This window comes from Pseudomonas sp. XS1P51 (genome assembly GCF_054897845.1).
In genome coordinates, this window is sequence record NZ_CM142707.1 from 696,958 (window position 1) to 721,224 (window position 24,267).

At 58.6% G+C, this 24,267-nt stretch carries 16 protein-coding genes and 3 pseudogenes; 7 read left to right on the plus strand and 12 right to left on the minus strand.

The window, feature by feature from the left end; translation table 11 throughout:
* Window positions 1–15 precede the first annotated feature (15 nt).
* Genes ACYZUD_RS03305 through ACYZUD_RS03320 form a run of 4 tightly spaced genes read right to left on the minus strand, consistent with a single transcriptional unit; the run spans window position 16 to window position 3,814 of the window.
* Window positions 16–663, minus strand: coding sequence for a CpsD/CapB family tyrosine-protein kinase (locus ACYZUD_RS03305; RefSeq protein ID WP_462022593.1), 648 nt, complete (start codon window positions 661–663; stop codon window positions 16–18).
* Window positions 664–1,410, minus strand: coding sequence for a sugar transferase (locus ACYZUD_RS03310; RefSeq protein ID WP_462022594.1), 747 nt, complete (start codon window positions 1,408–1,410; stop codon window positions 664–666).
* Window positions 1,407–2,465, minus strand: a complete 1,059-nt coding sequence (locus ACYZUD_RS03315; protein WP_462022595.1) for an NAD-dependent epimerase — start codon at window positions 2,463–2,465, stop codon at window positions 1,407–1,409. The genes ACYZUD_RS03310 and ACYZUD_RS03315 overlap by 4 nt, the downstream gene beginning before the upstream one ends.
* Entirely contained in the window at window positions 2,462–3,814 is a 1,353-nt protein-coding gene (locus ACYZUD_RS03320; RefSeq protein ID WP_462022596.1) for a UDP-glucose dehydrogenase family protein, read from the minus strand. Before ACYZUD_RS03320 ends, ACYZUD_RS03315 begins: the two co-directional genes overlap by 4 nt.
* Before the next feature lie 387 nt (window positions 3,815–4,201).
* Between ACYZUD_RS03320 and ACYZUD_RS03325 the strand changes: the two genes are divergently transcribed.
* From ACYZUD_RS03325 to ACYZUD_RS03355, 7 genes and pseudogenes are all read left to right on the plus strand, one after another.
* On the plus strand, window positions 4,202–5,899 hold the full coding sequence (locus ACYZUD_RS03325) for a sulfatase-like hydrolase/transferase (RefSeq protein WP_462022597.1): 1,698 nt from the start codon (window positions 4,202–4,204) through the stop codon (window positions 5,897–5,899).
* A gap of 166 nt (window positions 5,900–6,065) precedes the next feature.
* Window positions 6,066–6,734, plus strand: a complete 669-nt coding sequence (locus ACYZUD_RS03330; protein WP_462022598.1) for an ABC transporter ATP-binding protein — start codon at window positions 6,066–6,068, stop codon at window positions 6,732–6,734.
* Between the two features lies 1 nt (window position 6,735).
* Window positions 6,736–9,207, plus strand: coding sequence for an ABC transporter permease (locus tag ACYZUD_RS03335; RefSeq protein WP_462025174.1), 2,472 nt, complete (start codon window positions 6,736–6,738; stop codon window positions 9,205–9,207).
* Window positions 9,197–10,267, plus strand: a complete 1,071-nt coding sequence (locus ACYZUD_RS03340; RefSeq protein ID WP_462022599.1) for a lipocalin-like domain-containing protein — start codon at window positions 9,197–9,199, stop codon at window positions 10,265–10,267. Before ACYZUD_RS03335 ends, ACYZUD_RS03340 begins: the two co-directional genes overlap by 11 nt.
* A 163-nt stretch (window positions 10,268–10,430) precedes the next feature.
* Entirely contained in the window at window positions 10,431–10,673 is a 243-nt protein-coding gene (locus tag ACYZUD_RS03345) for a hypothetical protein (RefSeq protein ID WP_462022600.1), read from the plus strand.
* Window positions 10,674–10,683: 10 nt separating this feature from the next.
* Window positions 10,684–10,857: a hypothetical protein gene (locus tag ACYZUD_RS03350; protein WP_462022601.1), complete on the plus strand. Its 174-nt coding sequence runs from the start codon at window positions 10,684–10,686 to the stop codon at window positions 10,855–10,857.
* Between the two features lie 67 nt (window positions 10,858–10,924).
* Window positions 10,925–11,161, plus strand: a pseudogene (locus ACYZUD_RS03355) (hypothetical protein); the annotation flags it as partial.
* 1,346 nt (window positions 11,162–12,507) lie between these two features.
* On the opposite strand, the pseudogene ACYZUD_RS03360 reads toward ACYZUD_RS03355, so the two are convergent.
* The 8 genes and pseudogenes from ACYZUD_RS03360 to ACYZUD_RS03395 all read right to left on the minus strand — a co-directional run.
* A pseudogene (locus ACYZUD_RS03360) lies at window positions 12,508–13,341 on the minus strand (type IV secretion protein Rhs); the annotation flags it as partial.
* A gap of 144 nt (window positions 13,342–13,485) precedes the next feature.
* Entirely contained in the window at window positions 13,486–13,791 is a 306-nt protein-coding gene (locus tag ACYZUD_RS03365) for a hypothetical protein (protein ID WP_462022602.1), read from the minus strand.
* 77 nt (window positions 13,792–13,868) lie between these two features.
* Window positions 13,869–14,946, minus strand: a pseudogene (locus tag ACYZUD_RS03370) (RHS domain-containing protein); the annotation flags it as partial.
* A gap of 59 nt (window positions 14,947–15,005) precedes the next feature.
* Window positions 15,006–15,476 (minus strand): hypothetical protein, encoded by a 471-nt coding sequence (locus ACYZUD_RS03375; RefSeq protein ID WP_462022603.1) that lies wholly within the window; start codon window positions 15,474–15,476, stop codon window positions 15,006–15,008.
* Window positions 15,473–20,449, minus strand: coding sequence for an RHS repeat-associated core domain-containing protein (locus ACYZUD_RS03380; protein ID WP_462022604.1), 4,977 nt, complete (start codon window positions 20,447–20,449; stop codon window positions 15,473–15,475). Before ACYZUD_RS03380 ends, ACYZUD_RS03375 begins: the two co-directional genes overlap by 4 nt.
* The gene (locus ACYZUD_RS03385) at window positions 20,446–21,186 is read right to left on the minus strand and encodes a DUF4123 domain-containing protein (protein ID WP_462022605.1); all 741 of its coding nucleotides are present in this window, start codon (window positions 21,184–21,186) and stop codon (window positions 20,446–20,448) included. Before ACYZUD_RS03385 ends, ACYZUD_RS03380 begins: the two co-directional genes overlap by 4 nt.
* Window positions 21,176–23,218: a type VI secretion system Vgr family protein gene (locus ACYZUD_RS03390; protein WP_462022606.1), complete on the minus strand. Its 2,043-nt coding sequence runs from the start codon at window positions 23,216–23,218 to the stop codon at window positions 21,176–21,178. Before ACYZUD_RS03390 ends, ACYZUD_RS03385 begins: the two co-directional genes overlap by 11 nt.
* Window positions 23,219–23,350: 132 nt before the next feature.
* A complete protein-coding gene (locus ACYZUD_RS03395; protein WP_123434591.1) occupies window positions 23,351–23,866 on the minus strand; it encodes an Hcp family type VI secretion system effector in 516 nt (171 codons plus the stop codon).
* Between the last annotated feature and the right edge of the window lie 401 nt (window positions 23,867–24,267).

Genomic DNA, 24,267 nt, shown 5'->3' on the forward strand with positions numbered 1-24,267 from the left:
TCCTTTTCTGGTTGCTTACAGGTTTTTGTAGAGCCATTTGGGCATGTAGTACTTGCGTCGGTTGAACACGCTGCCGACCAGTTTCGCGCCGGCCTGGGTCAGGCGCTGAACCGCGGCCTGAGCCACTTCCCAGCGCGTGTCTTCAGCGCGCACGACCATGATCACGCCGTCCACCTGGGTGCTGATGACCAGGGTGTCCGCCGCCGAGTACACCGCGTCGCCGTCAATCACCACGAAGCGGTACTGGCTGCCCAGTTGATCGAGCAACGGGCTCAGGCGTTCGGGTGTCAGGTGTTCGGTGCCGCGCACGAACCGGCCGTTGGGCAGGATGTGGAACGGCAGGCTCGAGACGTTCACTACACAGTCCTGCAGCAGGGGCGGGCTCTGGGTGTTGAACAACAGGTCACGAAAACCGCGTTCCTTGGTCAGCCCCAGCTGCTGCGTGAGGTTGGTCGCCGACTGGCTGGCGTCGACCAGCAGCACCTGGCCGCTGCTCATTTGTGCCAGTTGGCTGGCCAGCGCCAGGGCGCTGGTGGTGGTGCCCGCGCCGGGGTTGGCGGCGGTCAGGAATAGGATCCGCAGATCTTGATCGAGCACGGTCGAAGTCAGGTTGGACTCGCTCGGGTTCGCTATCGTCAGGCTTTTGGTGGATGAACCGTCCATTTAACTTGCTCCGTGGCCGCTGAATACTTTGAAGGGGGTTTTCAACAGGATCTTCAGATCAAGCAGCAGGCTCTGCTCGGCGATATAGCTGAGGTCCAACTCAACGCGCTGGTCGAAGTCGATATTGCTGCGCCCGGAGATCTGCCACAGGCCGGTCATGCCGGGGTAGATGCTCAGGCGTGCAAGATGATTGTCCTTGTAGCGATAAGCGTTGAACGAGGTCGGCCGGGGGCCTACCAGACGCATGTCGCCCATGACTACATTGATCAGGTTCGGCAGCTCGTCGAGGCTGCTGCGCCGCAGAAAGCCACCGATGCCGGTGATGCGCGGGTCCTTGTCGATCTTGAAATCGATGGCGTCGGCACCGTGTTTGTTCAGGTGACGCAGGGACTCCTTGAGCTCCTCGGCGTTGGCCACCATGGTGCGGAACTTGTACATGCCGAACTTGCGGCCGCGGTAGCCCGTGCGTTTCTGCACGAACATCACCGGTCCCGGGCTGCTGAATTTGATCGCCAGCGCCAGGCCCAACAGCACAGGGGAGATCAGCACCAGGATCATCAGCGCACCGAGGCAGGCGACGACCCGATTGGTGCGCGACAGCGTCCAGGGGCGACCGCCATCGCGGCCCGTCAACCAGCCGCGACCCTGCATGTGGATCGCTGCGTCGAGGCGCATTCGGTGCTCGGGGTCCAGGCGCTTGTCACGGCGCATCTGTTTGATCGGCACACCTTTTTCATGTCCAGTCATAGAATCCTCCGCTGAAGTTCAACCGCGAGCGGCGCGTGGGCGATAGGCAGTGGGTAGTAATCGCGGAACCAGGCGATGAAGCGCCCGAGTCCTTCATCCAGCTCGATACAAGGCTGGAAACCGGTGGCCCGAGCCAGGTCGCTGGCATCGGCGCAGGTGTTGAGCACATCGCCCGGCTGCAGGGGCAGCAACTCGACGAGGGCTTTTTGTCCGAGGTGTTTTTCCAGCAACGCCAGGTAGTCCTTGAGTTCCACCGGGTGCTGGCCGCCGATGTTGTAGATCCGCCACGGCGCCATGCTGCTGGCCGGGTCCGGTTGCTCGCGGTCCCACTCGGCATTGGCTTGCGGTGGACGCTCGATCAGCCGGGCGATGCTTTCGATGATGTCGTCGATGTAGGTGAAGTCGCGCTGGTGCTCGCCGTAGTTGAACAGCTTCAGCGGCCGCCCCTCGGCAATCGCCCGGGCGAACTGGATCGGCGACATGTCCGGCCGACCCCACGGCCCGTACACGGTGAAAAACCGCAGGCCGGTGCAAGGAATGCCGAACAGGTGGCTGTAGCTGTGGGCCATCAACTCGTTGGCTTTCTTGGTTGCGGCGTACAGCGACAGCGGGTGGTTGACGCCGTCCTGGACCGAATACGGTGTGTGCTGATTGGCGCCGTACACCGAACTGGACGAGGCGTAGATCAGGTGCTTGACCGGGTGGTTGCGGCAGCTTTCGAGGATGTTGAGGAATCCGTTCAGGTTGCTGTCGAGGTAGGCCCGAGGGTTCTCCAGTGAGTACCGCACCCCGGCCTGGGCGGCGAGGTGAATCACCACCTCAGGCCGTTCCCGGACAAACAGCGCCTCGATGGCCGACGCATCGGCCAGGTCAACCGTCGCGAGCTGGAAAGGGCCGACCTGCTCCTGCACCCAACTCACGCGATCATGTTTGAGTTGCGGGTCGTAATAATCATTGAAGTTGTCCAGCCCGCACACCTGGTGCCCGTCGCGCAACAGACGCAACACGCAATGGGCACCAATGAATCCGGCCGCACCGGTGACGAGGATCTTCATGGTCGCGGCGCCTCGGGCACGATGTGGCGCAAACCGATGCCGCTGTAGTGCAGACCCGCCGCCGCCACGTGTTCCGGGTTGTACAGGTTGCGTCCGTCGACGATGACCCGCGAACGGAGTTTGCTGGCCAGCAGGTCGAAGTCGACCACCCGGAAGTTTTTCCATTCGGTGCAGATCACCAGCGCGTCAGCGTCTTCCAGGGTGTCGTCGCGGGTGGCGCACAGGTGCAGGTCACTGCGGTAGCCGTAAATGCGTCGGCATTCGGACATGGCTTCCGGGTCGTAGGCTTGCACGCTTGCGCCTTCGGCCCACAGCGCGTCCATCAGGTAACGGCTGGGTGCTTCGCGCATGTCATCGGTGTTGGGTTTGAATGCCAGGCCCCAGATCGCGATGGATTTTCCGGCCAGCCCATTGGGGAACTGCGCTTTTAATTTGCTGAACAGGATATGGCGCTGACTGTCGTTCACATCGGTGACGCTGCGCAGCAGGCGCATCGGCATGCCGTTGTGCTCGGCGGTGTGGAGCAGGGCGCGCAAATCCTTGGGGAAGCACGAGCCGCCGAAACCGCAACCGGGATAAATGAAGTGGTAACCGATGCGCGGGTCCGAGCCGATGCCTTTGCGCACCGCTTCGATGTCGGCCCCTAGCAGCTCGGTGAGGTTGGCCAGTTCGTTCATGAAACTGATGCGGGTGGCGAGCATCGCGTTGGCCGCGTACTTGGTCAGCTCGGCACTGCGGTTATCCATGAACATGATCTTTTCGCGGTTACGGCAGAAGGGCGCATAGAGTTCGCTCAACTGTTCGCGCGCTTCCTCGTCATTGGTGCCCACGATGATCCGGTCCGGGCGCATGCAATCGGCGAGGGCGCTGCCTTCCTTGAGGAATTCCGGGTTGGACACCACCCGGACCTTCAGCGCCGATTTGCCCCGGCGCTGCAGCTCTTCGTTGGCCGTGGCGGCCACTTGGTCCGCGGTACCGACCGGCACGGTGGACTTGATGATCAGCGTGCGATCGGCCTCCATGAAACTGGCGATCTGTCGGGCCACATTCAGCACGTGACTGAGGTCGGCGGAACCGTCTTCATCGGCGGGCGTACCCACCGCGATGAAAATCAGCCCGGCATGTTCGACCGCGTCGCTGGCCTGGGTGGTGAACAGCAGGCGGCCGGCCTTGATGTTCTCTTCCAGCGTGCCGGAAAGACCCGGTTCGCTGATCGGAGGCACGGCTTGTTGCAGCTGTTTGATCTTGTTGGGATCGATGTCGACACACAGGACGCGATGTCCAACATCGGCCAGTGCCGCTGCTTGTATCAGGCCAACGTAGCCCGTACCAAATACGCTCACGTCCATATTGGCGTGCCTCGTAAGACGGTGGGAGATCTGAAATGAGACTGTCAAAAGGGGTATAGCCCAGCCACAGCAAACCGTGTCAGCAAAATGACATGTTGCTCTGCTAAGACAGACCCATTGTTGGGGGCGATTGGCCATCAAGTGCTTGCCGCTGCTGGATTTGCCGCGGTTTTGACGGGTTTTTCACATTTAAAAGAAAACGATAAACGGTCGTAGGCCGCAAAGTACAAGGGTTGCAGCGCTTTGAGTGTGTCAGTTTTGAGTCAACAATTTTTTGACGCTTTGTGTAAAAGTCCGACATTTCTTGCGCTTTGATGGCCCGGTGCTAGTGTCAAAAAATGGCCGACAATCTATTGGCCAAATGCCCTCGGCGAGCACCGGAAGACAATGATTCGATATATCAAAGAACTGCTGTTAGTTCTCTACTTGCTCAAGAATTACGACTATTACCTTGAACGTTTAAGTGCCATGGGCATCGGTTTTCCGGTGTTGCTGTTTGGCGGGATGTTCGTGGTACTGACGGTCGCGTTGTTTATGACCGCGTACATTCGCCAGACCCTGATCCGGCATCTGTTTGCGTTGGCAATGTTTGCCTCGGCGGTGTTCTTCGATGTCTATACGCGGGTCACGGCTGATTACCTGACCTACAGCAGCTTCGTGTCGCTGGTGTATTCCGGCGGGTTCATTCAGGAAGCGGCGTATCAGTATCGCGATGCGATCATCAGTGGGGTGGTCGGTGGTTTGCTGCTGTTGTTCGGCATCGGGCTCAAGCCGCGTCGGCGCCTGCCATTGCCGGGTGCGCTGCTGGTGGCGGCGCCGGTGTTCGGGGTGCTGCTACTCAGTGCGGTGCTGTTCGTGCGGGCCGGCGAGGGCGCCCGGGGCCTGCCGATCATGTACACGCCGTTGGCCTACCTGAACCTGTTCACCTATGAAGCCCTGCACAACACCGTCGGCCCCCGCGAACCCGTGACGCTGGCGCGCAACGACCAACCGGTGGGCCACGACATTGTGCTGATCATCGACGAAAGCATTTCCGGCAATTACCTGGACATCAATGCGCCGTTCGGGGTGCATAGCAACCTCAAGGCAGCGCGTGCGGGCATCGAGATTTTCAACTACGGCTATGCCGCCTCTATCGCCAATTGCAGCGCTGACACCAACGTCACCCTGCGCTACGGCGGCACCCGCGCTGATTACATGCGCATCAATACGACCCTGCCGTCGATCTGGCAATACGCGAAAAAGGCCGGTCTGCACACCGTCTACATCGACGCACAGCGCACCGGCGGCAACCTGCAAAACCTGATGAACGATGCCGAGAAAAAGGACATCGATGCGTTCGTGCAATTCGACCAGACCAGCGTGCGCGAGCGCGACATGGCGGCGGCGGCGAAGCTGATCGAACTGCTCAACGACGATCAGCCACAACTGGTGGTGATCAACAAAGTCGGCGCGCATTTTCCGGTGCACGACAAGTACCCGGATGCGTTCATGGCCTATCGTCCAACCCTGCCTCGCGGGCAGTTTGTCGAGGTGGCGGACACGGGCAAGCGTGATGGTTTCGATGGGCAGCCAGATGATTGGGTGCTGTACCGCAATGCCTACAAGAACACGCTGTTGTGGAATGTCGGGGAGTTTTTCTCACGGGTTTTCGCCCAGGGGAATCTGAATAACGCGTTGCTGATCTACACTTCGGACCACGGGCAGGACCTGCATGAACGGGGCAACCCCGGTTTGAACACGCACTGCGGCGGTGATCCGGTGGAGGAAGAGGGGTTGGTGCCGTTGGTAGTGATTCAGGGCAGCGGTTTGAAGACCCTGGACTGGCAGGCGCAACTGGCGGGCAACAAGGATCGTTCCAGCCACTACAACATCTTCCCGACGTTGTTGCAGTTGATGGGGTATGACCTGGCGGGGGTTGAGGCGGTGTATGGCAAGCCGTTGAGTGTGCCGACGGCTGATGAGTTCACGTTTAACTATCGGTTCAATGCGCGGCTTGGGGCCAAGCCTGAGTGGAAGCATATTGATCTGAGCAGCATCGTGACGCCTTCGCAGGCGCCTGCGAATGTGGCGGTGGGGCAGTGAAGTGATCTGGTGTTTGAGCGGGCCCCTTCGCGAGCAGGCTCGCTCCCACATTGGATTTGCGGCGTAAGCAAGACCCTGTGGGAGCGAGCCTGCTCGCGATGAACGATAACGCGCTGCCATTGCCGTCCGCTATCCTAGGCTCACTGACTTCAACGAGCCTCTCCTCATGCTTCAGGTCCAAGGCGTCTTCAAAAGCTACGCCACTCCCCAAGGGCCATTGCCGGTGCTGCAAGGTGTCGACCTCACTTTGAAACCCGGCAGCAGCCTGGCGCTGATGGGCGAGTCGGGCAGCGGCAAAAGCACCTTGCTGCACCTGATTGCCGGACTGGACAAGGTCGATCGCGGCAGCATCCGCAGCGGCGAGCATCGGCTGGAGCAGATGAACGAAGGGCAACTGGCGAACTGGCGGCGGACCGAAATCGGCCTGGTGTTCCAGCAGTTCAACCTGATTGGCAGTTTGCGGGTCGAGGACAACCTGGCGTTCCAGGCGCGCCTGGCCGGGCGGCATGATTCGCGCTGGCAGGCGCATCTGGTGCAGCGACTGGGCCTGGGTGATTTGCTGGGGCGCTATCCGGAGCAGTTGTCCGGCGGACAACAGCAGCGCGTTGCGCTGGGACGTGCCCTGGCGTCGCAACCCACATTGCTGCTGGCCGACGAACCCACCGGCAGCCTTGACGAAGCCACCAGCGATGACGTGTTGAAGCTGTTGCTGGAGCTGCTCGATGACAGCCCCACGACCCTGTTGATGGTCACCCACAGTCCACGCGTCGCCGCTCGGCTGGCGGAAAAAGTGGTGCTTCAGGGTGGCCGCCTGGCTGGCGCGGACGAGCGCTGAGGTGCGGGTCTTTCGCGAAACGTTGCGGGCGCTGCTCAGTCATTGGCGGCGCCACCCGGTGCAGTTTTTCAGTGTGCTGACCGGGCTCTGGCTCGCCACCAGCCTGCTGGCCGGCGTGCAAGCACTGAACAGCCAGGCGCGGGAAAGCTATGCCCGGGCCAGTCAGTTGATCGGCGGCGAACCCCAGGCCAGCCTTGGTTCGCCCACTGGTATGACCTTCTCTCAGCAAGTGTTTGTCGACCTGCGTCGTGCGGGGTGGCCGGTGTCGCCGGTGCTGCAAGGCCGGGTGACGCTCAAGGGGCATGAAGACCAGCGTCTGCAACTGATGGGCATCGAGCCGGTGTCGTTGCCGGCCGGTTCCGCAGTGGCCGGGCAGGCGCTGGACATCGAACAGGTCGTCGCGTTTTTCAGCCCGCCGGGCAGCACCTGGATTTCGCCGCAGACCTTACAGGCGTTGGGCTTGCGCGAAGGTGAACAGCCATTGAGCTTGAGCGGTGTGGCATTGCCGCCGCTGCAGGTTCAAACCGACATGGCGCCCGGCGTGTTGTTGGTGGACATTGGCTTTGCGCAACAGATTCTGGGCCTGCCGGATCAACTGTCGCGCCTGCTGTTGCCCAAAGGTTTCACTGCGACACTGCCCGATCAATTCAAAGGTCAGCTCCAGCTCAAGACCAGCGGCGAAGAGAACAATCTTTCACGCCTGACCGAGAGCTTTCACCTGAACCTCGATGCGTTGGGGTTTCTGTCATTCGTCGTCGGCCTGTTCATCGTTCACGCCGCGATCGGGCTGGCGCTGGAGCAACGCCGAGGACTGCTCAGAACCCTGCGCGCGTGTGGTGTCAGTGCGCGGATGCTGATCGGTTGCCTCGCCGTTGAACTGGGTGGTCTGGCGCTGATCGGCGGGCTTGTCGGGGTTGCCAGCGGCTACCTGTTGGCCAGCGTGCTGTTGCCGGATGTCGCCGCCAGTTTGCGCGGGTTGTACGGTGCCGAAGTGGCGGGGCAATTGAGCCTGAGCCCGTGGTGGTGGCTCAGCGGTATCGGCCTGAGTTTGCTCGGTGCCTTGCTGGCCGGTGCCAACAGTCTGGTGCGGGCGGCGCGTCTGCCGTTGCTGGCGCTGGCCGACCCGCAAGCCTGGCATCAGGCTCACGCGCGCTGGTTACGGCGTCAGGGTTGGGTCGCGGCAATTGCCGCTGTCATCGCACTCATCGCATTGATTTGGGGTGACAGTCTGACCAGCGGATTCGTGCTGATGGCGGCGCTGTTGATCGGCGCCGCACTGGCTTTGCCGGTGGTGCTGAATACGGTATTGAACCTGGCGTTGAGCCGCAGTCATTCGGTGCTCGGGCAATGGTTTCTCGCCGATTGCCGTCAGCAATTGCCGGCGCTTAGCCTGGCGCTGATGGCGCTGTTGTTGGCATTGGCGGCGAACATCGGCGCTGGCAGCATGACCGCCGGTTTTCGCCAGACCTTCAGCAACTGGCTCGAACAACGCCTGACCGCCGAGCTCTACATCAATCCGCAAAATCCGGCGCAGGCCAGGGAGCTGCACACCTGGCTCAAACAGCAGCCGTCACTCACGGCAGTGCTGCCTAACTGGCAGGTGCCGATCCAGTTGCAGGGCTGGCCGACGGACGTCTTCGGTGTGATCGATCACCCGACCTATCGACAGCACTGGCCGCTGCTGGAGGCGTTGGGCGACAAACCGTGGGATCGCCTGGCCACCGATGACGCGCTGATGCTCAGCGAGCAACTGGCCCGTCGATTGAACGTCCGCCTCGGTGATCACCTGACGATTCCCACGCCGAGCGGCCCATGGTCGCCACGAATCGTCGGGATCTACGCCGACTACGGCAATCCCAAGGGCCACGTGCTGGTCAACGTCAACCACTTGCTGCGCGGTTGGCCGCAGCTGACGCCGAACCGTTTCAACCTGCGCATCGAACCGGCGTCGATCCCCGCGTTCCTGACCGCGCTGCAAGCACGCTTCGCCCTGGACGACAGCCGCATCGTCGATCAGGCTCGGCTCAAGGGCTGGTCCACCCAAGTGTTCGAACGCACCTTCGCCGCCACCGCCGCGCTCAACAGCCTGACCCTCTGCGTGGCGGGCGTGGCGCTGTTCATCAGCCTGCTGACCCAGAGTCAGAGCCGTCTCGGACAACTCGCGCCACTGTGGGCGTTGGGCGTAACCCGTCGGCAACTGATGTTGCTCAACCTCGGCCAGACCTGGTTGCTGGCGGTGCTGACGTTGGTGCTGGCGTTGCCGTTGGGCATCGCGCTGGCCTGGTGCCTGGACACCGTGATCAACGTCCAGGCCTTCGGTTGGCGCCTGCCGTTGCGGGTGTTTCCGCTCCAGCTGTTGCAGTTGATGGGGCTGGCGTTGTTCGCGACTTTACTGGCGTCGGCGTGGCCGCTGTACTCGCTGTATCGCACGCAACCGGCGGATCTGCTGAGGACGTTTGCTCATGAGGATTAAGGCCGGCGTGTTGTTATTGGCGTTGCTCGGCGGTTGCGATAACTCGGTCCCCGAGGAAAAAGGCTTCGCCGGCCTCGGCAATCAAGCCGCCGCGTTCACGCCGGTGGTGCCGGGCCGGGTGTTCAGCTTCCCGGCGGATCACGGCCCCCACGATGGTTTCCGCATCGAATGGTGGTACGTCACTGCCAACCTCAAGGACGATCAGGGGCGCGAGTTCGGTGCGCAATGGACGTTGTTTCGCAGTGCGTTGAAGGCTGTTCCCGAACAGCCCGGCTGGGGCAATCAAACGATCTGGCTAGGTCACGCGGCCGTGACTTCGGCAACGGTGCATCACGCCGCCGAACGCTATGCCCGTGGCGGCGTCGGTCAGGCCGGGGTGAGCCTGACGCCGTTCAATGCATGGATCGATGATTGGCGGTTCAGCAGTCAGGCAACCGATGCCAATCCTTTGGCCGACCTGCAACTCAGCGCCCGCGACAAGGCTTTCAGCTACCAACTGCGGCTGACCTCCACACGTCCGCTGGTGCTGCAGGGCGACAAGGGGTTCAGCCAGAAATCCGAACTAGGCCAGGCGTCGTACTACTACAGCCAGCCCTTTTTTCAGGCCCGTGGCTCGTTGGAAATCGATGGAAAAAGCTATCAAGTCAGCGGTCCCGCCTGGCTCGACCGCGAATGGAGCAGCCAACCGCTGACCGCCAATCAAACCGGCTGGGACTGGTTTTCCCTGCACCTGGACAGCGGTGAACAGGTCATGCTCTACCGCATGCGGCACAAGGACGGCGAGCCGTACCTCACCGGCACCTGGATCGACGCCCAAGGCCAGACGCAGTTGTTGCACGCCGCCGACATCAGCCTCACACCCGGGGACACCGCGAAAGTGGCAGGACGTTCGATGCCCATCCGCTGGTCGATCAAAATCCCCGGCAAACATCTCGACATCGTGATCCAGGCTCTCAATCCGAATGCCTGGATGGATTTGCGCATTCCCTATTGGGAAGGCCCGGTGCAGTTGAGCGGCAGCCATGGCGGGCAGGGGTATCTGGAAATGACCGGTTATTAAGATCAAAAGATCGCAGCCTGCGGCAGCTCCTACAGGAGACCGTGTTCCATAGGTAGGAGCTGCCGCAGGCTGCGATCTTTTGATTTTGATCTGTACCCAAACCCGCAGGAACTCCGAACGCCACTCAACCCTCTACCGTACGAACGCCCTTCTGGAGCCCGCCATGAGCGAAGACCTTAAAGCCCCCGACCTTGCCTCATGGCAGCGCCTGTTCGACGACAAGGCCTATTGGCAGCAATCCCCCGATGCCCATTACACCGAACTGTTGCGATTGGCTGACGACTTGCTGGGGCAGGGCGCCATTGATCTAGAGCAGTGGCAGGCCCTGAGGACCAAGGCCGACCAATCCCACAAAGACTCGCCCGCGGTGAACGTCGCCCAAGAGGTTGACGATCCCGAAGCCTGAGGACACCACGATGAATCCCAAGCAGCCTGATACCTCGGAACACCCCGACGAACCGCGCCCACCCGGAGAAGTCGAACGCGACAACGACGCCCTGCGCCCCACCGATCCGACCCGACGCAAGGAAAGCGGCAAAGGCACAGACAGCGGCGAATCCACCGCACAAGAAACTGCGAACACGCCCTGAGCAGCGTCTATGCTCATCGGCACGGACGGCGTTGAACCTTGATTCAGAGCCGTCTGCTGCCATCAAACAAGACAACCCGAACCCCGGTGGTGAAGCCTTCCGGCAGGTACAGGTCCAACTGAAAATCACCGACATCGACGTGAAGAAAAACCAGGTGACCTTTGAAAACCCGGCTGGCCAATCGAAAACGGTCACCGTCGAAAAACCTGAAGTTCAGAAAAAACTGAAGGATTTTAAAGTAGGGCAGAGCGTTGTAGTGACCTACACCGACATACTGAAAGTGACCCGCCAACACGAAAGTTGAGCATTAGCTCTATGCGTTGATTGTTTTTGTACAACTTTCTGTACAAGAATAATCAGTTCTAATGGTCGAACTGGTGAGTTTGATCGGTGTATGTAAATCATATTCTGGCTGACATTTAATGAACGATATTTCGATAAATTTCATGTTCGAATACGCGGACATATTCGCCAACTTCCATTAAAATACTTCCCGTTCGCCCAGTGTGGGCTCTTTACCGGTGCATGGATTGCCAAGGCCATTACACTGGGCGAACACCTACTCTGGAGCGCAATGTTAAAAGTTTCAGATATGAAAAATGGGCGACCGTGATAGTCGCCCATTTTTATTGGGTGGGTGAAAGCTGTGGCTGCAATCGCCTCCCGAGCACAGTCGGAAAATCTCGGCCATCACGGGACTGCGCCGTGGGCTTTCGAGTTCATAGACGAGGTTGGTGGTCAGAGCCTTGGGCGAGGTGCTTCAGTGTCGTTGTCGGGTTATGGAGTCGGAGCGCTTGGGATTATGGAGGCGGGCACTGACGTGGCGTTGATTGCTCCGCTGAGTTCCACGGGGCCGAAGGTTTCGGGTGGAAAATTTTTCATGGTGAAGCGCCTGAACCAACAGAGCCGTAAAGCGGAATGTACATGCCTTGATCTTGTTCAGTCTGTCAAAACCGCTCACTGAGATTACAGCGGCTGGAGAAGGTTATTTAGGCAGGAGGGGCCGGCTAGCCTCTCCACCAGGTTGAAAAATTACTGGTAAAGCCCCTTGGATGAATCCAGAGCGTTCAGCATTTTTCGCCCATGGAAAGTTTTTTTGTGAACCCATCACAGTAAATTTCCCGGCCGCTGCTTTGCGATAAAACATCATCCAACCGTCTCGTCCTTCATTGACGATTAAGTAGGTGTGTCCATGACTTTCGACAGCCAGAGACCAACAGCCGAAGTAGGCTCGCTGGTCTGAGAATTCGGTGATGGTGAATCCAGCACGCTGAACCGCGCTTTGTAGATCGGCATAAGGCGGCTTGTTTTTCTCATGATTTGAGGGGAACTCGCGTTCTATGATTTTATAATCTCAATAGTGTTGGTTTTTGATTTTATATGATTCTCAAAGGATATTTTGTCTAGGTTTTGGGTGTTGTCAATGAGGTGCAGAAACCAATGGGCGTCTAGTATTGTAAATAGTCTATCCCGTCGAGGTTCTCTTGCGATGAGTTCGGGTAAAACAATGCCGTTGAATCCGTGACCGTTGCCTTCAATAAAAAGGAATGAGTTGTTTTCATAGCAGTAACCAATGATTTTTGGCCAGTCTGGGCTATTCGGGATCTCAGGCTCGAAATCTTTTTTTCCAATTACATAGAAATTTTTCATTGCCGTTGGCAGATCGCCTTGGCCCAGGAGGTTGCCCGTGGGGTCGTGGGCAAAGCTTTCCGGGGTGGTGCCACGGACGTTGATCAGGCGATCGAGCGGGTCGTAATGGAAGCTGCGGTTGCCTTTACGGCTGTCATCGATACCGGCGAGATTGCCATTGGCATCGTAGGCGTAGCGCCGCTGGAACAGGTTGCGATCTTGCTGCCCGACGGTATGGGCTTGCAGTCGGCCTTGTTCGTCGTACTGGTATTGGCTGAGCAGCAAGCCTTGCTGGCGCTGCTGCTCGCGACCGGCGCTGAACTGGTGGGTGGTCAGGCGCGAGCCATTGAGGTCGATACTGCTCAGGCGACCACCGGATTGGTGGCGATAGTCGAGTTTGCTGCCGTCGGGGGAGGCGGCAGTGGCTCAGTTGGCTGAGTTGGTCGTACTCGTAACGCGTGGTGCCCCAGCCCTGGTGTTCGGTGATGAGGCGGTCTTGCAGGTCGTATTCGTAAGCCAGCGGCCCGCGGCGTCGCGCTGGTACTCGGTGATCAGTTCGCTGCCGTCGTCGCCGAATTCGGTTTTCTTCAGCAACTGGCCGTTGAGGTCGTACTCGTAGGCGGTACGGCGACCGTCAAAGCCGGTTTCCTGCTGGATCAGGCCGTTAGGGTAGTAATCGAGGTGATAGTGCTCGCCACGTTCGTTTTCGATCTCGCTGAGCAACAGGCGCGAATTGTCGTAGCGGTAGCGCAGTTGGCTACCGTCCGGGTTGATGCGGCGGCTGACCAGGTGCAGGTTGTCGGCATATTCGTAGCAAGTGACGCGGCCCAGTTCATCGCGCTCGTCGGTGACTTTGTCGCCCTGGTCGTTGCGCCAGTAGGTCCAGGTCGCCGGCCCACGATTCACTACACGAACAAACCCGTGGTAGTACTCGTAAGTGGTGGGGCGTGGTGTAGTAGTGCTCTTGGGTACTTTGAGATCGGTTAATGGATTTAGATGTTATATTTCTAGTTTGTTTAAAGTGTTGAAGATTACCTGGTGCAGCTCTTTCCAGTTTTTTGCTTTGTCGCTGAAAATAGGGTGCTCCCAATCATAGGCTTTAATCAAAGAGACCCTAAACGTACCGTTTTCACAGAATTCAGGATACCAACCGATATCAATAATTTGCTCATGAGGGAAGACAGCTTGGAATAGGTCCTCCTTTAAATCATTAACAATCATTGATATGTCACTAAGTTGATCCAGGTGGGATATGTCGTCAAATGTGATTGTTCCGCCAAGCTCAATTGTTTTTTTGGTGTCCATTTAGTTTCTCTTCGCCTTTGTGAGCTTTTTAAATGCATCTTCGGAAATAGGGTGGCCATGGATAGTGTTTGCACTTAGCTCAATCCCCCGTACGCGCGGTACTTGGCCGACCACATGATCTCACCGCTGTAGGCGGTTAGTTCTTGTGGGGTGCCGAGGTGATCGAGTTGGTAGTAGAACGGCGTGGCCTTCAACGGACCTTCACCGTCGAGCATCGCCAACGGGCGGAAGCTGCCCGGCTCATAGATGTAAGTGCGATAGCGGTCATCAGCACTTTCGGCGATCAGGCGTTCGCCTTGCCACAGGAATTCGGTGGTGCTGCCGTCGACGGCTTTTTCGATTCGGCGGCCGAAGGCGTCGTACTTGTAGGTTGCGACGCTGCCACCCGGCAGGCTGGCGCCGATCAAGCGGTGCTGGCAGTCGTAATGGTATTCGGTGACAAGTTTTTGCCCGGTGCCGCGACGTTCGCGGGTCAGGTTGCCGTAGGCGTCGTAGTCGTAGTGACGGTCGCCCTGCATCAGCAGGCGGTTGCCTTTGACGTTGGCCAGGTTCGCAGTTGCTTGGTCGCCTTGGCCTAGCAAGTTGCCGGCAGGATCGTGGGCGAAACTTTCCGGAGTAACACCACGAACGTTGATCAGGCGATCAAGCGGGTCGTAATGGTAGCTACGGTTGCCTTTACGGCTGTCGTCGATGCCGGCGAGGTTGCCATTGGCGTCGTAGGCGTAGCGACGGCGGAACAGGTTGCGCTCCTGCTGGCTGACGGTGTGCGCCTGCAATCGGCCTTGTTTGTCGTACTGGTATTGGCTCAGCAACAGGCCTTGTTGGCGCTGTAGTTCGCGACCGGCGCTGAACTGGTGAGTGGTCAGGCGCGAGCCGTTTAGGTCGATGCTGTTCAGTCGGCCGCCGGATTGGTGGCGGTAATCGAGTTTGCTGCCATCGGGCAGGCGGCAGTGGCTGAGTTGACCGAGCTTGTCGTACTCGTAGCGCAGGGTGCCCCAGCCTTGGTGTTCGGTGATCAGGCGGTCCTGCAAGTCGTACTCGTAGGCGAGCGGCCAGTGGCCGTCGTCAGTTTACCAGGCGCCCGAGGGCGTCATAGCTGTAGTGAACTTCTTCACCATCAGGCAGGGTTTTCACCAGCAGGCGGCCTGCAGCGTCGAGAAAAATGGACAGATTTATTTTCGAGTGCAGAAAATAAATCTGTCCCATTTTGTAATTTAAAGATTTTCAAGATCAATAGAGCAGCCATTTCGTTTTAGTTTTTGAAGCTGTTGCTCGAATGAAAGCATTTGTAAGTCTTTGGTTTTTATATCGTACTCGCTTCTTAATAGTCTTATTAATTTTCCTACGTTTTTCTTGCTTTCGTTATTGATCTCGTCAATCAGCTCGTAATTGTCCGCTGATAAAAAAGGATACATGCTTTTTGCTGAGTAGTAGGCTGATATATTTGCAAGTAGTCCGGCTGCATCCTCAAAGTTTTCTTTGAGGTGTTTTACATATTCTTCAAATATATTTGTTAATAGGCTTTGTGCGGACTTCTGTGTTTCTAGAACGCTGCACATTCCCTGCCAGTTATTTATATGTAAATGGTCGCCCCATTCGGATCCTCGAGCGAAGTAGATGCCATTTCCCTTAAAAAAATCGGAAATTTCATGTTGGTCCAAAGCGGTTTCGAATGTAGTTTTCATTGGAGTTTTTCAAGGTCCGTGAAGTTGCTAAGTAATGTGTCTAGATTGCTATTGTGCGTGATGCTCTCTGATCCGATTAAAGCTGCTTCTTTTGTTCCGCTTTTGGTTTGTCCTCCTGGAACCCATTCATTTGGATAGGCGCCACGTTCCTGCCCATTCGGCATTTCATATCTGAATCGTGGATCGTTAGGTTTGATCCTTACTATATATATAGTGTCGCGCGACAGGTCGTTTGATCCAAGATTTAGCTCTTTGTTTAGTACTTTCCAGTCGTTGCCTGCGGCTCGATATTTGGCAACTACATCGTCCATTTCGGATGTCAATCCTACGAACTTTCGCGGCGGCAGATTTGTGTGACCGCCTTCGACCCAACTTTTGATCGCGATGAAAGATCCACCCTCTTTTGCAAAAAACTCTCGGTGAGCCGATATGTAATTGTCTGGTAGGTAATCACCAGGATTCGGCGGTCGGTCAGCCTTATTCATGTCAATAATTTCGTCGAATTTTTCCTGACTCATTGGCAAATGATCAGGCTTGGTCGCATTCGCAGAGTTAGTAGGTATCTTGCAATCAGTCCCCGGACACCCCGAACTCAACCCCAACGGATCCACCCACCCCATAGGGTTAGGCACGTACTGGTAGTTGTTCAACCCCCCCGCAAGCTTGATCGGATCCGGCGTCAGATACCGCCCGGTTCCCGGATTGTAGTAGCGATGCCGGTTGTAATGTAAGCCCGTTTCCGCGTCGAAGTACTGGCCCTGAAAGCGCAGCGGGTTGTCGATTTCAGCGACGTCCAGCGTGGCGAGGTTGCCATAGGCTCGGTACTTGGCCGACCACATGATCTCACCGCTGTAGTCGGTTAGTTCTTGTGGGGTGCCGAGGTGGTCGAGTTGGTAGTAGAACGGCTCGGCATTGAGCGGGCCTTCACCATCGAGCATGGCCAATGGACGGAAGGTGCCGGGTTCATAGATGTAGCTGCGATAGCGGTTGTCGGCGCTTTCTGCGATCAGGCGTTCGCCTTGCCACAGGAATTCGGTGGTGCTGCCGTCGACGGTTTTTTCGATTCGACGGCCGAAGGCGTCGTACTGGTAACTCGCGGTGCTGCCACCGGGGAGGCTGACGCCGATCAATCGATGCTGGCAGTCGTAACGGTATTCGGTGACGAGTTTGTGCCCTGTTCCCCGACGTTCGCGCGCCAGGTTGCCGTAGGCGTCGTAGTCGTAATGCCGGTCTCCCTGCATCAGCAGGCGGTTGCCTTTGACGTTGGCCAGGTTCGCGGTTGGCAGATCGCCTTGGCCCAGGAGGTTGCCTGCGGGGTCGTGGGCAAAGCTTTCCGGGGTGGTGCCGCGAACGTTGATCAGGCGATCAAGCGGGTCGTAATGGAAGCTGCGGTTGCCTTTGCGGCTGTCATCGATACCGGCGAGGTTGCCATTGGCATCGTAGGCGTAGCGCCGCTGGAGCAGGTTGCGATCTTGCTGTCCCACCGTGTGAGCTTGCAGTCGGCCTTGTTCGTCGTACTGGTATTGGCTGAGCAGCAAGCCTTGCTGGCGCTGCTGCTCGCGACCGGCGCTGAACTGGTGGGTGGTCAGGCGCGAGCCATTGAGGTCGATGCTGCTCAGGCGACCGCCGGATTGGTGGCGATAGTCGAGTTTGCTGCCGTCTGGGAGGCGGCAGTGGCTCAGTTGGCCGAGTTGGTCATACTCGTAACGGGTGGTGCCCCAGCCCTGGTGTTCGGTGATGAGGCGGTCTTGCAGGTCGTATTCGTAAGCCAGCGGCCAGTGGCCGTCGTCGACGTTTACGAGGCGACCGAGTGCGTCGTAGCTGTAGTGAATTTCCTCGCCATCGGCGAGGGTTTTCACCAGCAAGCGCCCAGCGGCGTCGCGCTGGTACTCGGTCATCAGTTCGCTGCCGTTGTCGCCGAATTCGGTTTTCTTCAGCAGTTGGCCGTTGAGGTCGTACTCGTAGGCGGTACGGCGACCGTCAAAGCCGGTTTCCTGCTGGATCAGGCCGTTAGGGTAGTAATCGAGTTGGTAGTGCTCGCCGCGCTCGTTTTCGATCTCGCTGAGCAACAGACGCGAATTGTCGTAGCGGTAGCGCAGTTGGCTACCGTCCGGGTTGATGCGGCGGCTGACCAGGTGCAGGTTGTCGGCATATTCGTAGCAAGTGACGCGGCCCAGTTCATCGCGCTCGGCGGTGACTTTGCCGTAAGCGTTATAGGTGAACGCACGGGTGGCGCCGCCGGGCAGGGTGATTTGCGCCAGGCGGTTCGCCGCGTCCCATTGATAGTGGGTGATCGCGCCGCTTTCGTCCTGACGAGTGATCTGCCGACCCAAGGCGTCGTAGCGGTATTTGCGCTGGCCGCCGTCCGGCAGCTGTTCTTCGAGCAGTTGGCCGAGGTTGTTCCAGCCCAGTTGATGGCGGCTGCCATCCGGATGACGGATCTCCAGCAGACGGCCGTGGCGGTTGTAGCTGTAGTGGGTGGAGTTGCCGTCCGGGTCGATTTGCTCGGTGATGTCGCCCTGGTCGTTGCGCCAGTAGGTCCAGGTCGCTGGCCCACGATTCACTACACGGACAAACCCGTGGTAGTACTCGTAAGTGGTGGGAGCGTCTTCCGGTGCAATCACCGCGACCAGTCGGCCGGCTTCGTTGTACTGGTATTCGGTGACCGCGCCGAGCGGATCCTTTTCGGCGATCAGCCGGCCCTTGTCGTCGTAGGCCTTGAGGTGTTCGGCCCCATCCGGGTCAACCTTGCCGACCAGTCGGGCCTGATCGTCGTGGGTGTAGATTTCTTCGCTGCCGTCGGCGTTGGTCACCGTGACGCTGCCCTTGTCATCCCAGGCGTAGTGCGCGTCCATCTGCGAGAAGCTTGCCCAGTGATGGATGCAGCGTGCCGACTTGCCTTCCTTTTCCCATTCCCAGTAGAAACTCGCGCCACCGGCCAGTTGGCGCTCAAGAATGACGTTCTGCTCGTTGTAGGCGTAGCGTTCTGCTTCGCCCGCTGCGTTTCGGGCTTCGATCAGGCGGTGCTGGGCGTCATAGCCATAGGTGACCAGGGTCTGAACGGTGCTCCAGGCATCTTCCAGATTGTCTGCGGGATTGAATTGCTGATAGTCGATGGCAACGATGTGCTTGCGGTCGTAACGCACGAGAAGGGCGCGACCGACGCCGTTATCGACACGCTTGATTCGCCCGTGGATGTCACGGGTAATGTGCAGGCGATTGCCGTAATCGTCGCTGATGGCGATCAGCGTCGCGCCCTTGCTGTTGTAGCGGAAGTGGTAGAACTGCTTGCGTTCGCCGGCCTGCGTGAGGACCAGTTCGGAAGGATCGTCGCCGATGAAAATGGCCGCTTCCGAGAGGCTGTTGGTGATCGCCGGGCGCTGCACGCTTGGCAGCGGGAAAGTGGTGACGCGGTTCTCGTGGTCGGTCCAGATCACCTCGTCGTCGTTGATGTCAACGCGTTGCGCCAAGGCATGGCTCCAACCGTAGCCGAGGCCACAATCGATCTCTGCGGCGCTGGTTCGATAGAGACGCGTCCAGCTGAAGGGCAACAGACCACCGAGCTCGCCGTCGGTGAGGGTCAGCAGCTCTTCGCCGGTGACCATCGATACCGGGCAGCCATTGGTGCAGGTTTTCTTGGCACAGGTGGCGCTTTTATCGTCAGGCGTTTTCGACTGAGTAGAAACGTCGTCGACCTTTTCCTTGGGGGTGAGGGTGGTCTGTTTGGCTTTCTTGCCGCGCGGAAACGAAGAAGCATCTTTCACTTCCTGCTTCGGCGTATCAGTGGTTTTCGGCACCTGACTCTTGGAACCGTTGGCGGCCGCCTCGTCGATTTTGATCGCCGCGGTTTTGGTCGGCTTCATCGGCACATTCTGGGCGCTGGCAATCAAGGGCTTGGACACTTCAGCGTGCGCTGGCAGGCTGTGCTTGCCGCTCAGGGTCATCAGTTTCGCGGCCAGCTCTTCAAGGTACTTGATCGCCGTGCCGGACTTGACCGTCGACAGGGTTTTGGTCCCCACCCGCACCGCGATCCCCGCACCACCGGTGAGGCAAATGCCCAGCACCACGTTGATCAGGAACTCCGAAGCAACGGCCGTCACCACGTCGACAACGACCTGGGGAGGCAGCATCCCGACCCACGCGACAATCGCCGAGACGTAGATGAACATCAGCGGTTCGTCACTGAGGATCAGCAGTCCCGAAGCAATGGATTCCTTCGACGCGGCATAGAGCTTGTCGATCTCGACGTCCGACAGGTATTTGCGCAGTTTTTCGAGGTTTTCCTTTGGGTGGGCGAGCAGTTCGAACAGACTTTTGATGTCGTCCCACAGCCTGAGCAGCGCTTTCTCCAGGCCATCCATTGCGCGTTTCAACAAAATGACCGAGCGGCCCGCGCGGTCAGCCGCCGAGTAACTGGCCCACTGTGGCTGGAACTTGCCCGACCACTCACTTTGCAACCAGCCTTCGAGATTGCCGATCACGCCCTGGTAGGAGTCGTAGAGAGCTTTGACGTTGCTCTGGGATACGTTCGGGAAAAAGGTGATGCGGTACATCTGGCCTTTCTTGCAACCGTCGATCACCTTGATGCCGCTGGGACCGATAGTGGTTTCAATGACCGCACCGGTGACGTCGTCGTAGAAAGTGCCTTTGGTGACGGGTTCCAGTTTCACGTGCGTGTTGCCGATGGGGACGAAACGCGCTGACTCAAACATATGGATCAGCGTAAAGTCGCCCGCTAGGGGGCAGGTCGCGTAGGTCTCGACCGCACCGGTTTTGGTCTTGCGTTTGGTCACGCTGACTTCATTGCCGACCTTGAAGGTCTGGTCGACATCCAGTGCCCAACTGGTCAGGAAACCGTTGGCCCACTCCTTGTAATCGCTCAGGCAGTTCTTGAAGTCTTTGAGAATCAGGTTCACGTCAGGCGTTTTGGCGTCCAGCACACGCAAGACCAAGGTACCAATCGGGGTATTCATGACGTGACTTCCTTTGTCAGCTGAGCAGCAAGACGCTCTGCCATATCTTCTGTATTGGGTTGTTGGCGGACGAAGCGCTCGACCTTGTGGCGCAAATTACTTTCGGGGAAGGCGAAGAACAGTTCCGGGCAGTCCTCGCCCAGCCATTGCATCAGGTTGTCGACGACGGTGGAGTGGTCCTTTTCCGCCAGCGTATCGAGCAACATCTGCGGCACTTCCCACCAAGGCCAGGCCTGCGCCGGTGGCACCGCCCTCGGCCCCACCTCCAGGCTTTGGCCGTTGATCAGGTAGCGGTCAAATACCGGCAAAACCTCGCCTGCCCGGGCACTCAACCCTTCCAGGATCGAGTAAATGTGCCGCCCGTCCCAGAACCGGAAAAACACCTCGGTCCCTTCGGGCATGCGCACTTGGGTCAGGCTGCGAAGATGCTCGAACACCACGTCCGGCGGGCTGGTGGACACGGCCAGCCAACCCCAGTCCCGGGCATCGGTTTCGGCAATCCACTGGAGAAAACCGGCGTTGGTTTTCAACTCTGCGAGGTAGGGCATGACTGGTTGCCAATCGGCGTAAGGAGTGCCATTCCAGATCGGGATCAGTTCCGGTGCCATCTCTTGCTGGTAGAACGCCTTGAGTGGCTCGGCATCGCTGGCAGCACTGACAACCAAATACAGACGCTCATTGGCCTGTAACGGCCGCCCTGCAAGCCATGCCTGAGGCGTCAACAAATCAGATCGCACAAGCACCTGCCTTGCATTTTTCGCACTCTTCACAGAATGGCGCGTTACGTTTGAGGGTGTTGATCTGGGCCGGCGTCAGCACTGCTCCCGCCTTATCCGCATCCGCCTGCTTCAACAGCCCCGGCAACAAGGGCGCCGCCCCCGTCCCACTACCCGGCCCACCACCGGAATTCATGTTGATCACCGGCCCGCTCAGGGTGACGCCGCCTGCATCGATCTTGATGAAGCTGCCACCGCCGATCAGCGTCAGTTCACTACCGGCCTCCAGCACGACCTTCATGCCGCTGCTCAAGTGGATTTCCTGGCCGGCATCGATGAACTGGCCCGTGCCGATCTTGATGTGCTGATTCACGCCCACTGTCAGGTGGTCGTTAGCGCGCGCTTCGACTTTGCGGTCTTCATAAACCGTGTGGTGTTCTTCAGCCTTGAATTCGCTGTAGCTGTTCTTCTCGACGGTGTCGTGGCGCTCGTTGCCGACGCGGATTTTCTGGTCGTGTTCGACGTTCTCGTCCCAGTCGCGCTGGGCGTGGAGGAAGATCTGTTCCTGGCCTTTCTTGTCTTCGATGCGCAGTTCGTTGAAGCCTGCGCCACCCGGCGAGCTGAGGGTCTTGAAGGTGGTGCGGGTCTTGTTCGCCGGCAGGGCGTACGGGACGACGTTTTCCTTGTGGTACAGGCAACCGCTGATCAGCGGCTGGTCGGGATCGCCTTCGAGGAACGTGACGAGCACTTCCATGCCGATGCGCGGGATGGCGATGCCACCGTAGTGGGCGCCGGCCCAGGCAGAGGAGACCCGCAGCCAGCAGCTGGTCTTGTCGTCGGCCTGACCGTCGCGGTCCCAATGGAATTGCACTTTGACGCGACCGTACTGGTCGCAGTGGATCTCTTCACCTTTCGGCCCGGTGACCACGGCGCTCTGGCTGCCGAGGATGCGCGGCTTTTTCTGTGTCAGGGGCGGGCGGTTCGGCACGTCCCACGGGGTGGCCTGGAAGCGGTTGCGGTAGCCCTGGTGAAAATCGCCCTTGAGACTGGTTGTGTCGCTGGTGACCGACTCTTCCAGCACTTGCGGCTGTTTGCCTTCGTGCAGGACTTCGGTCAGCAACCACAGGTCGTTCCATTTAGGCTTGGGGTGTTGGGTCAGGGCCAGGAAGTGGCCGCTGACCAGCAACGGCTGATCGCTTTTACCTTCGGCCAGTTGGAAGTCGCTGCGGTGACGTTCAAGGGCACGTTTGGCCAGGTGTTTGCCGCGTTCACGGTCGATGAAGCGACCGGGGTAGTCGTAGTCTTCGAGATCGGGCAGGGCGTCGCCACGGTTTTCGCTTTCAAGGGTGATGCGCGGTTTTTCGAAGTCGTAGTCGCGGCGGATGATGCGGCTGGTGCGGGTTTCCAGGCGCAGGTCGAAGCGCTTGATCACCGGGTCGTTGGCGACCATGCCGGAGTCTTGCTGATAGGCCACAGGTGCGAGTTTCGGGAACACCGTCTGGTCATCGCCGAAGACGAGCTTGTGGGCCGTGGCGCTGTGCTGGAAGTGGTAGTGGATACCTTCTTCCTCGCACAGGCGCTGGATGAATTGCAGGTCCGACTCATCGTATTGAACGCAATAAATGCGCTCCGGATAAATCGCCCCGACTTTGAATGCGTAGGCATTACTCTGGATGCCGTGCTCTTCGAGGACCTTGCCGATGATTTTCGGCACCGTGAGGTTCTGGAAGATGCGTTGGTTGATGCGGTGGGCCAGGTAAGACAGCTGCGGACGCAACGTCACCGCGTAGCGGGTCAGGCGTTTGCCGGAATCACCCTGGTCGGCGCGATAGATCTGGCCATGGATGCCGCTGCCGTCGGGCGAGAGCTGCAGGAAGGCTGGTTTGTGCAGCAGGCTTTCGAGGTCCAGGGACGGCTTTTCACTGACCAGTTCCACCTCAAACACAAAAGGCTGGCTGATGGCTTCCCGACCTTGCAGGGAAAACACCTGGAAGTCGTTGGCAAGACCTTCTATGGTCAGGGCAAAGTGAGTCTGATTGGCCGGCGCGAACATCCCTTGTTCCTCGTGCAGTACTGCGGCGTTCGCCGGCACCCGGGCAGGGAGCTTGTGGACGCGAAAATGCTGGAAGAGCGTAAACAACATCGACCAGCAGAGCTGGCCGATGTTTTAGACGGTCGGCCTGGATCAGGCGACCGGCTGACGCCAGTCATCGGAACCCGAAGTACCGGATACTTCGTGGGTCCAGGTGATTTTGCGGTAGGTGAACTGCACTTCTTCCAGGTGCGTGAAGTGCGAGTTCGACGGATCCTGGCAGTTGTGCATTTTGTTGTTGATGGCGACGATGATCGCGTCTTCCAGTTTGGTGGTGTAGTAGTGCTCTTGGGTACCTTGAGCCGAGGTGCGGTACCACTGGATGACGATTTCGCTCATGCGCTCGCCGGAGGTCAGCGCCGCTTGCAGCAGTGGCGAAGACTTGTCGTATACCTTGGTGATCACGACTGGCTTGTGTACGCGCTGACCGGTCGGTTGGCCGGATTGCGGGTCACGCGGGATGATCACGTCGTGGCTGAAAGCCTGAACCATGACCTGGTCTTCGTGGCCTTCCTGGTAGGTGTTGCCAACGGAGTCGGCAGTGAATGCGCCGGCAGTGATCAGGCCTTGTTTCTCGCCAGTAACGGACATGTACGCTGGTGTTGCCATGGATGCTCTCCTTGCTGAATAAATGAGGGTGCCCGGGAGGCGGTATCGCCCGGTGGGTGCCTGACTGTTATCAAGGTCCATGCCATACACGATTAAACCTATATAAATCATGGCGTTGAGTTGGATTTTTCGGCGCGTTAAAAAATCTCGGCAGCGATCTCCACTGAATGTGCGCAAGAACTTGCGCACCACTGCGCAACTTCTTGCGCACCCGGCTGGAAGGCCTGATAAGCCGGCTGTTCAGCACTGAAACAGGACGTTTCAACGGATCGACTGCGCAACTTCTTGCGCATCAAGGCGGTTGGCCATCACTTAGGCAGTCATTGGTCGAAAGCGGTCGCCGAACGGGGTGCAACGAACAGCGCAGCCTGGAGGTCAAACCCTGCGTCGAGATGACTGAA

Bases quoted from the DNA above. Each gene is read 5' to 3' on its own strand.
- ACYZUD_RS03320 (WP_462022596.1), bottom strand. From the start codon at position 3,814: ATGGACGTGAGCGTATTTGGTACGGGCTACGTTGGCCTGATACAAGCA.
- ACYZUD_RS03350 (WP_462022601.1), top strand. From the start codon at position 10,684: ATGAATCCCAAGCAGCCTGATACCTCGGAACACCCCGACGAACCGCGC.
- ACYZUD_RS03365 (WP_462022602.1), bottom strand. From the start codon at position 13,791: ATGGACACCAAAAAAACAATTGAGCTTGGCGGAACAATCACATTTGAC.
- ACYZUD_RS03340 (WP_462022599.1), top strand. From the start codon at position 9,197: ATGAGGATTAAGGCCGGCGTGTTGTTATTGGCGTTGCTCGGCGGTTGC.
- ACYZUD_RS03375 (WP_462022603.1), bottom strand. From the start codon at position 15,476: ATGAAAACTACATTCGAAACCGCTTTGGACCAACATGAAATTTCCGAT.
- ACYZUD_RS03315 (WP_462022595.1), bottom strand. From the start codon at position 2,465: ATGAAGATCCTCGTCACCGGTGCGGCCGGATTCATTGGTGCCCATTGC.
- ACYZUD_RS03380 (WP_462022604.1), bottom strand. From the start codon at position 20,449: ATGAATACCCCGATTGGTACCTTGGTCTTGCGTGTGCTGGACGCCAAA.
- ACYZUD_RS03305 (WP_462022593.1), bottom strand. From the start codon at position 663: ATGGACGGTTCATCCACCAAAAGCCTGACGATAGCGAACCCGAGCGAG.
- ACYZUD_RS03330 (WP_462022598.1), top strand. From the start codon at position 6,066: ATGCTTCAGGTCCAAGGCGTCTTCAAAAGCTACGCCACTCCCCAAGGG.
- ACYZUD_RS03310 (WP_462022594.1), bottom strand. From the start codon at position 1,410: ATGACTGGACATGAAAAAGGTGTGCCGATCAAACAGATGCGCCGTGAC.
- ACYZUD_RS03345 (WP_462022600.1), top strand. From the start codon at position 10,431: ATGAGCGAAGACCTTAAAGCCCCCGACCTTGCCTCATGGCAGCGCCTG.
- ACYZUD_RS03325 (WP_462022597.1), top strand. From the start codon at position 4,202: ATGATTCGATATATCAAAGAACTGCTGTTAGTTCTCTACTTGCTCAAG.
- ACYZUD_RS03395 (WP_123434591.1), bottom strand. From the start codon at position 23,866: ATGGCAACACCAGCGTACATGTCCGTTACTGGCGAGAAACAAGGCCTG.
- ACYZUD_RS03390 (WP_462022606.1), bottom strand. From the start codon at position 23,218: ATGTTCGCGCCGGCCAATCAGACTCACTTTGCCCTGACCATAGAAGGT.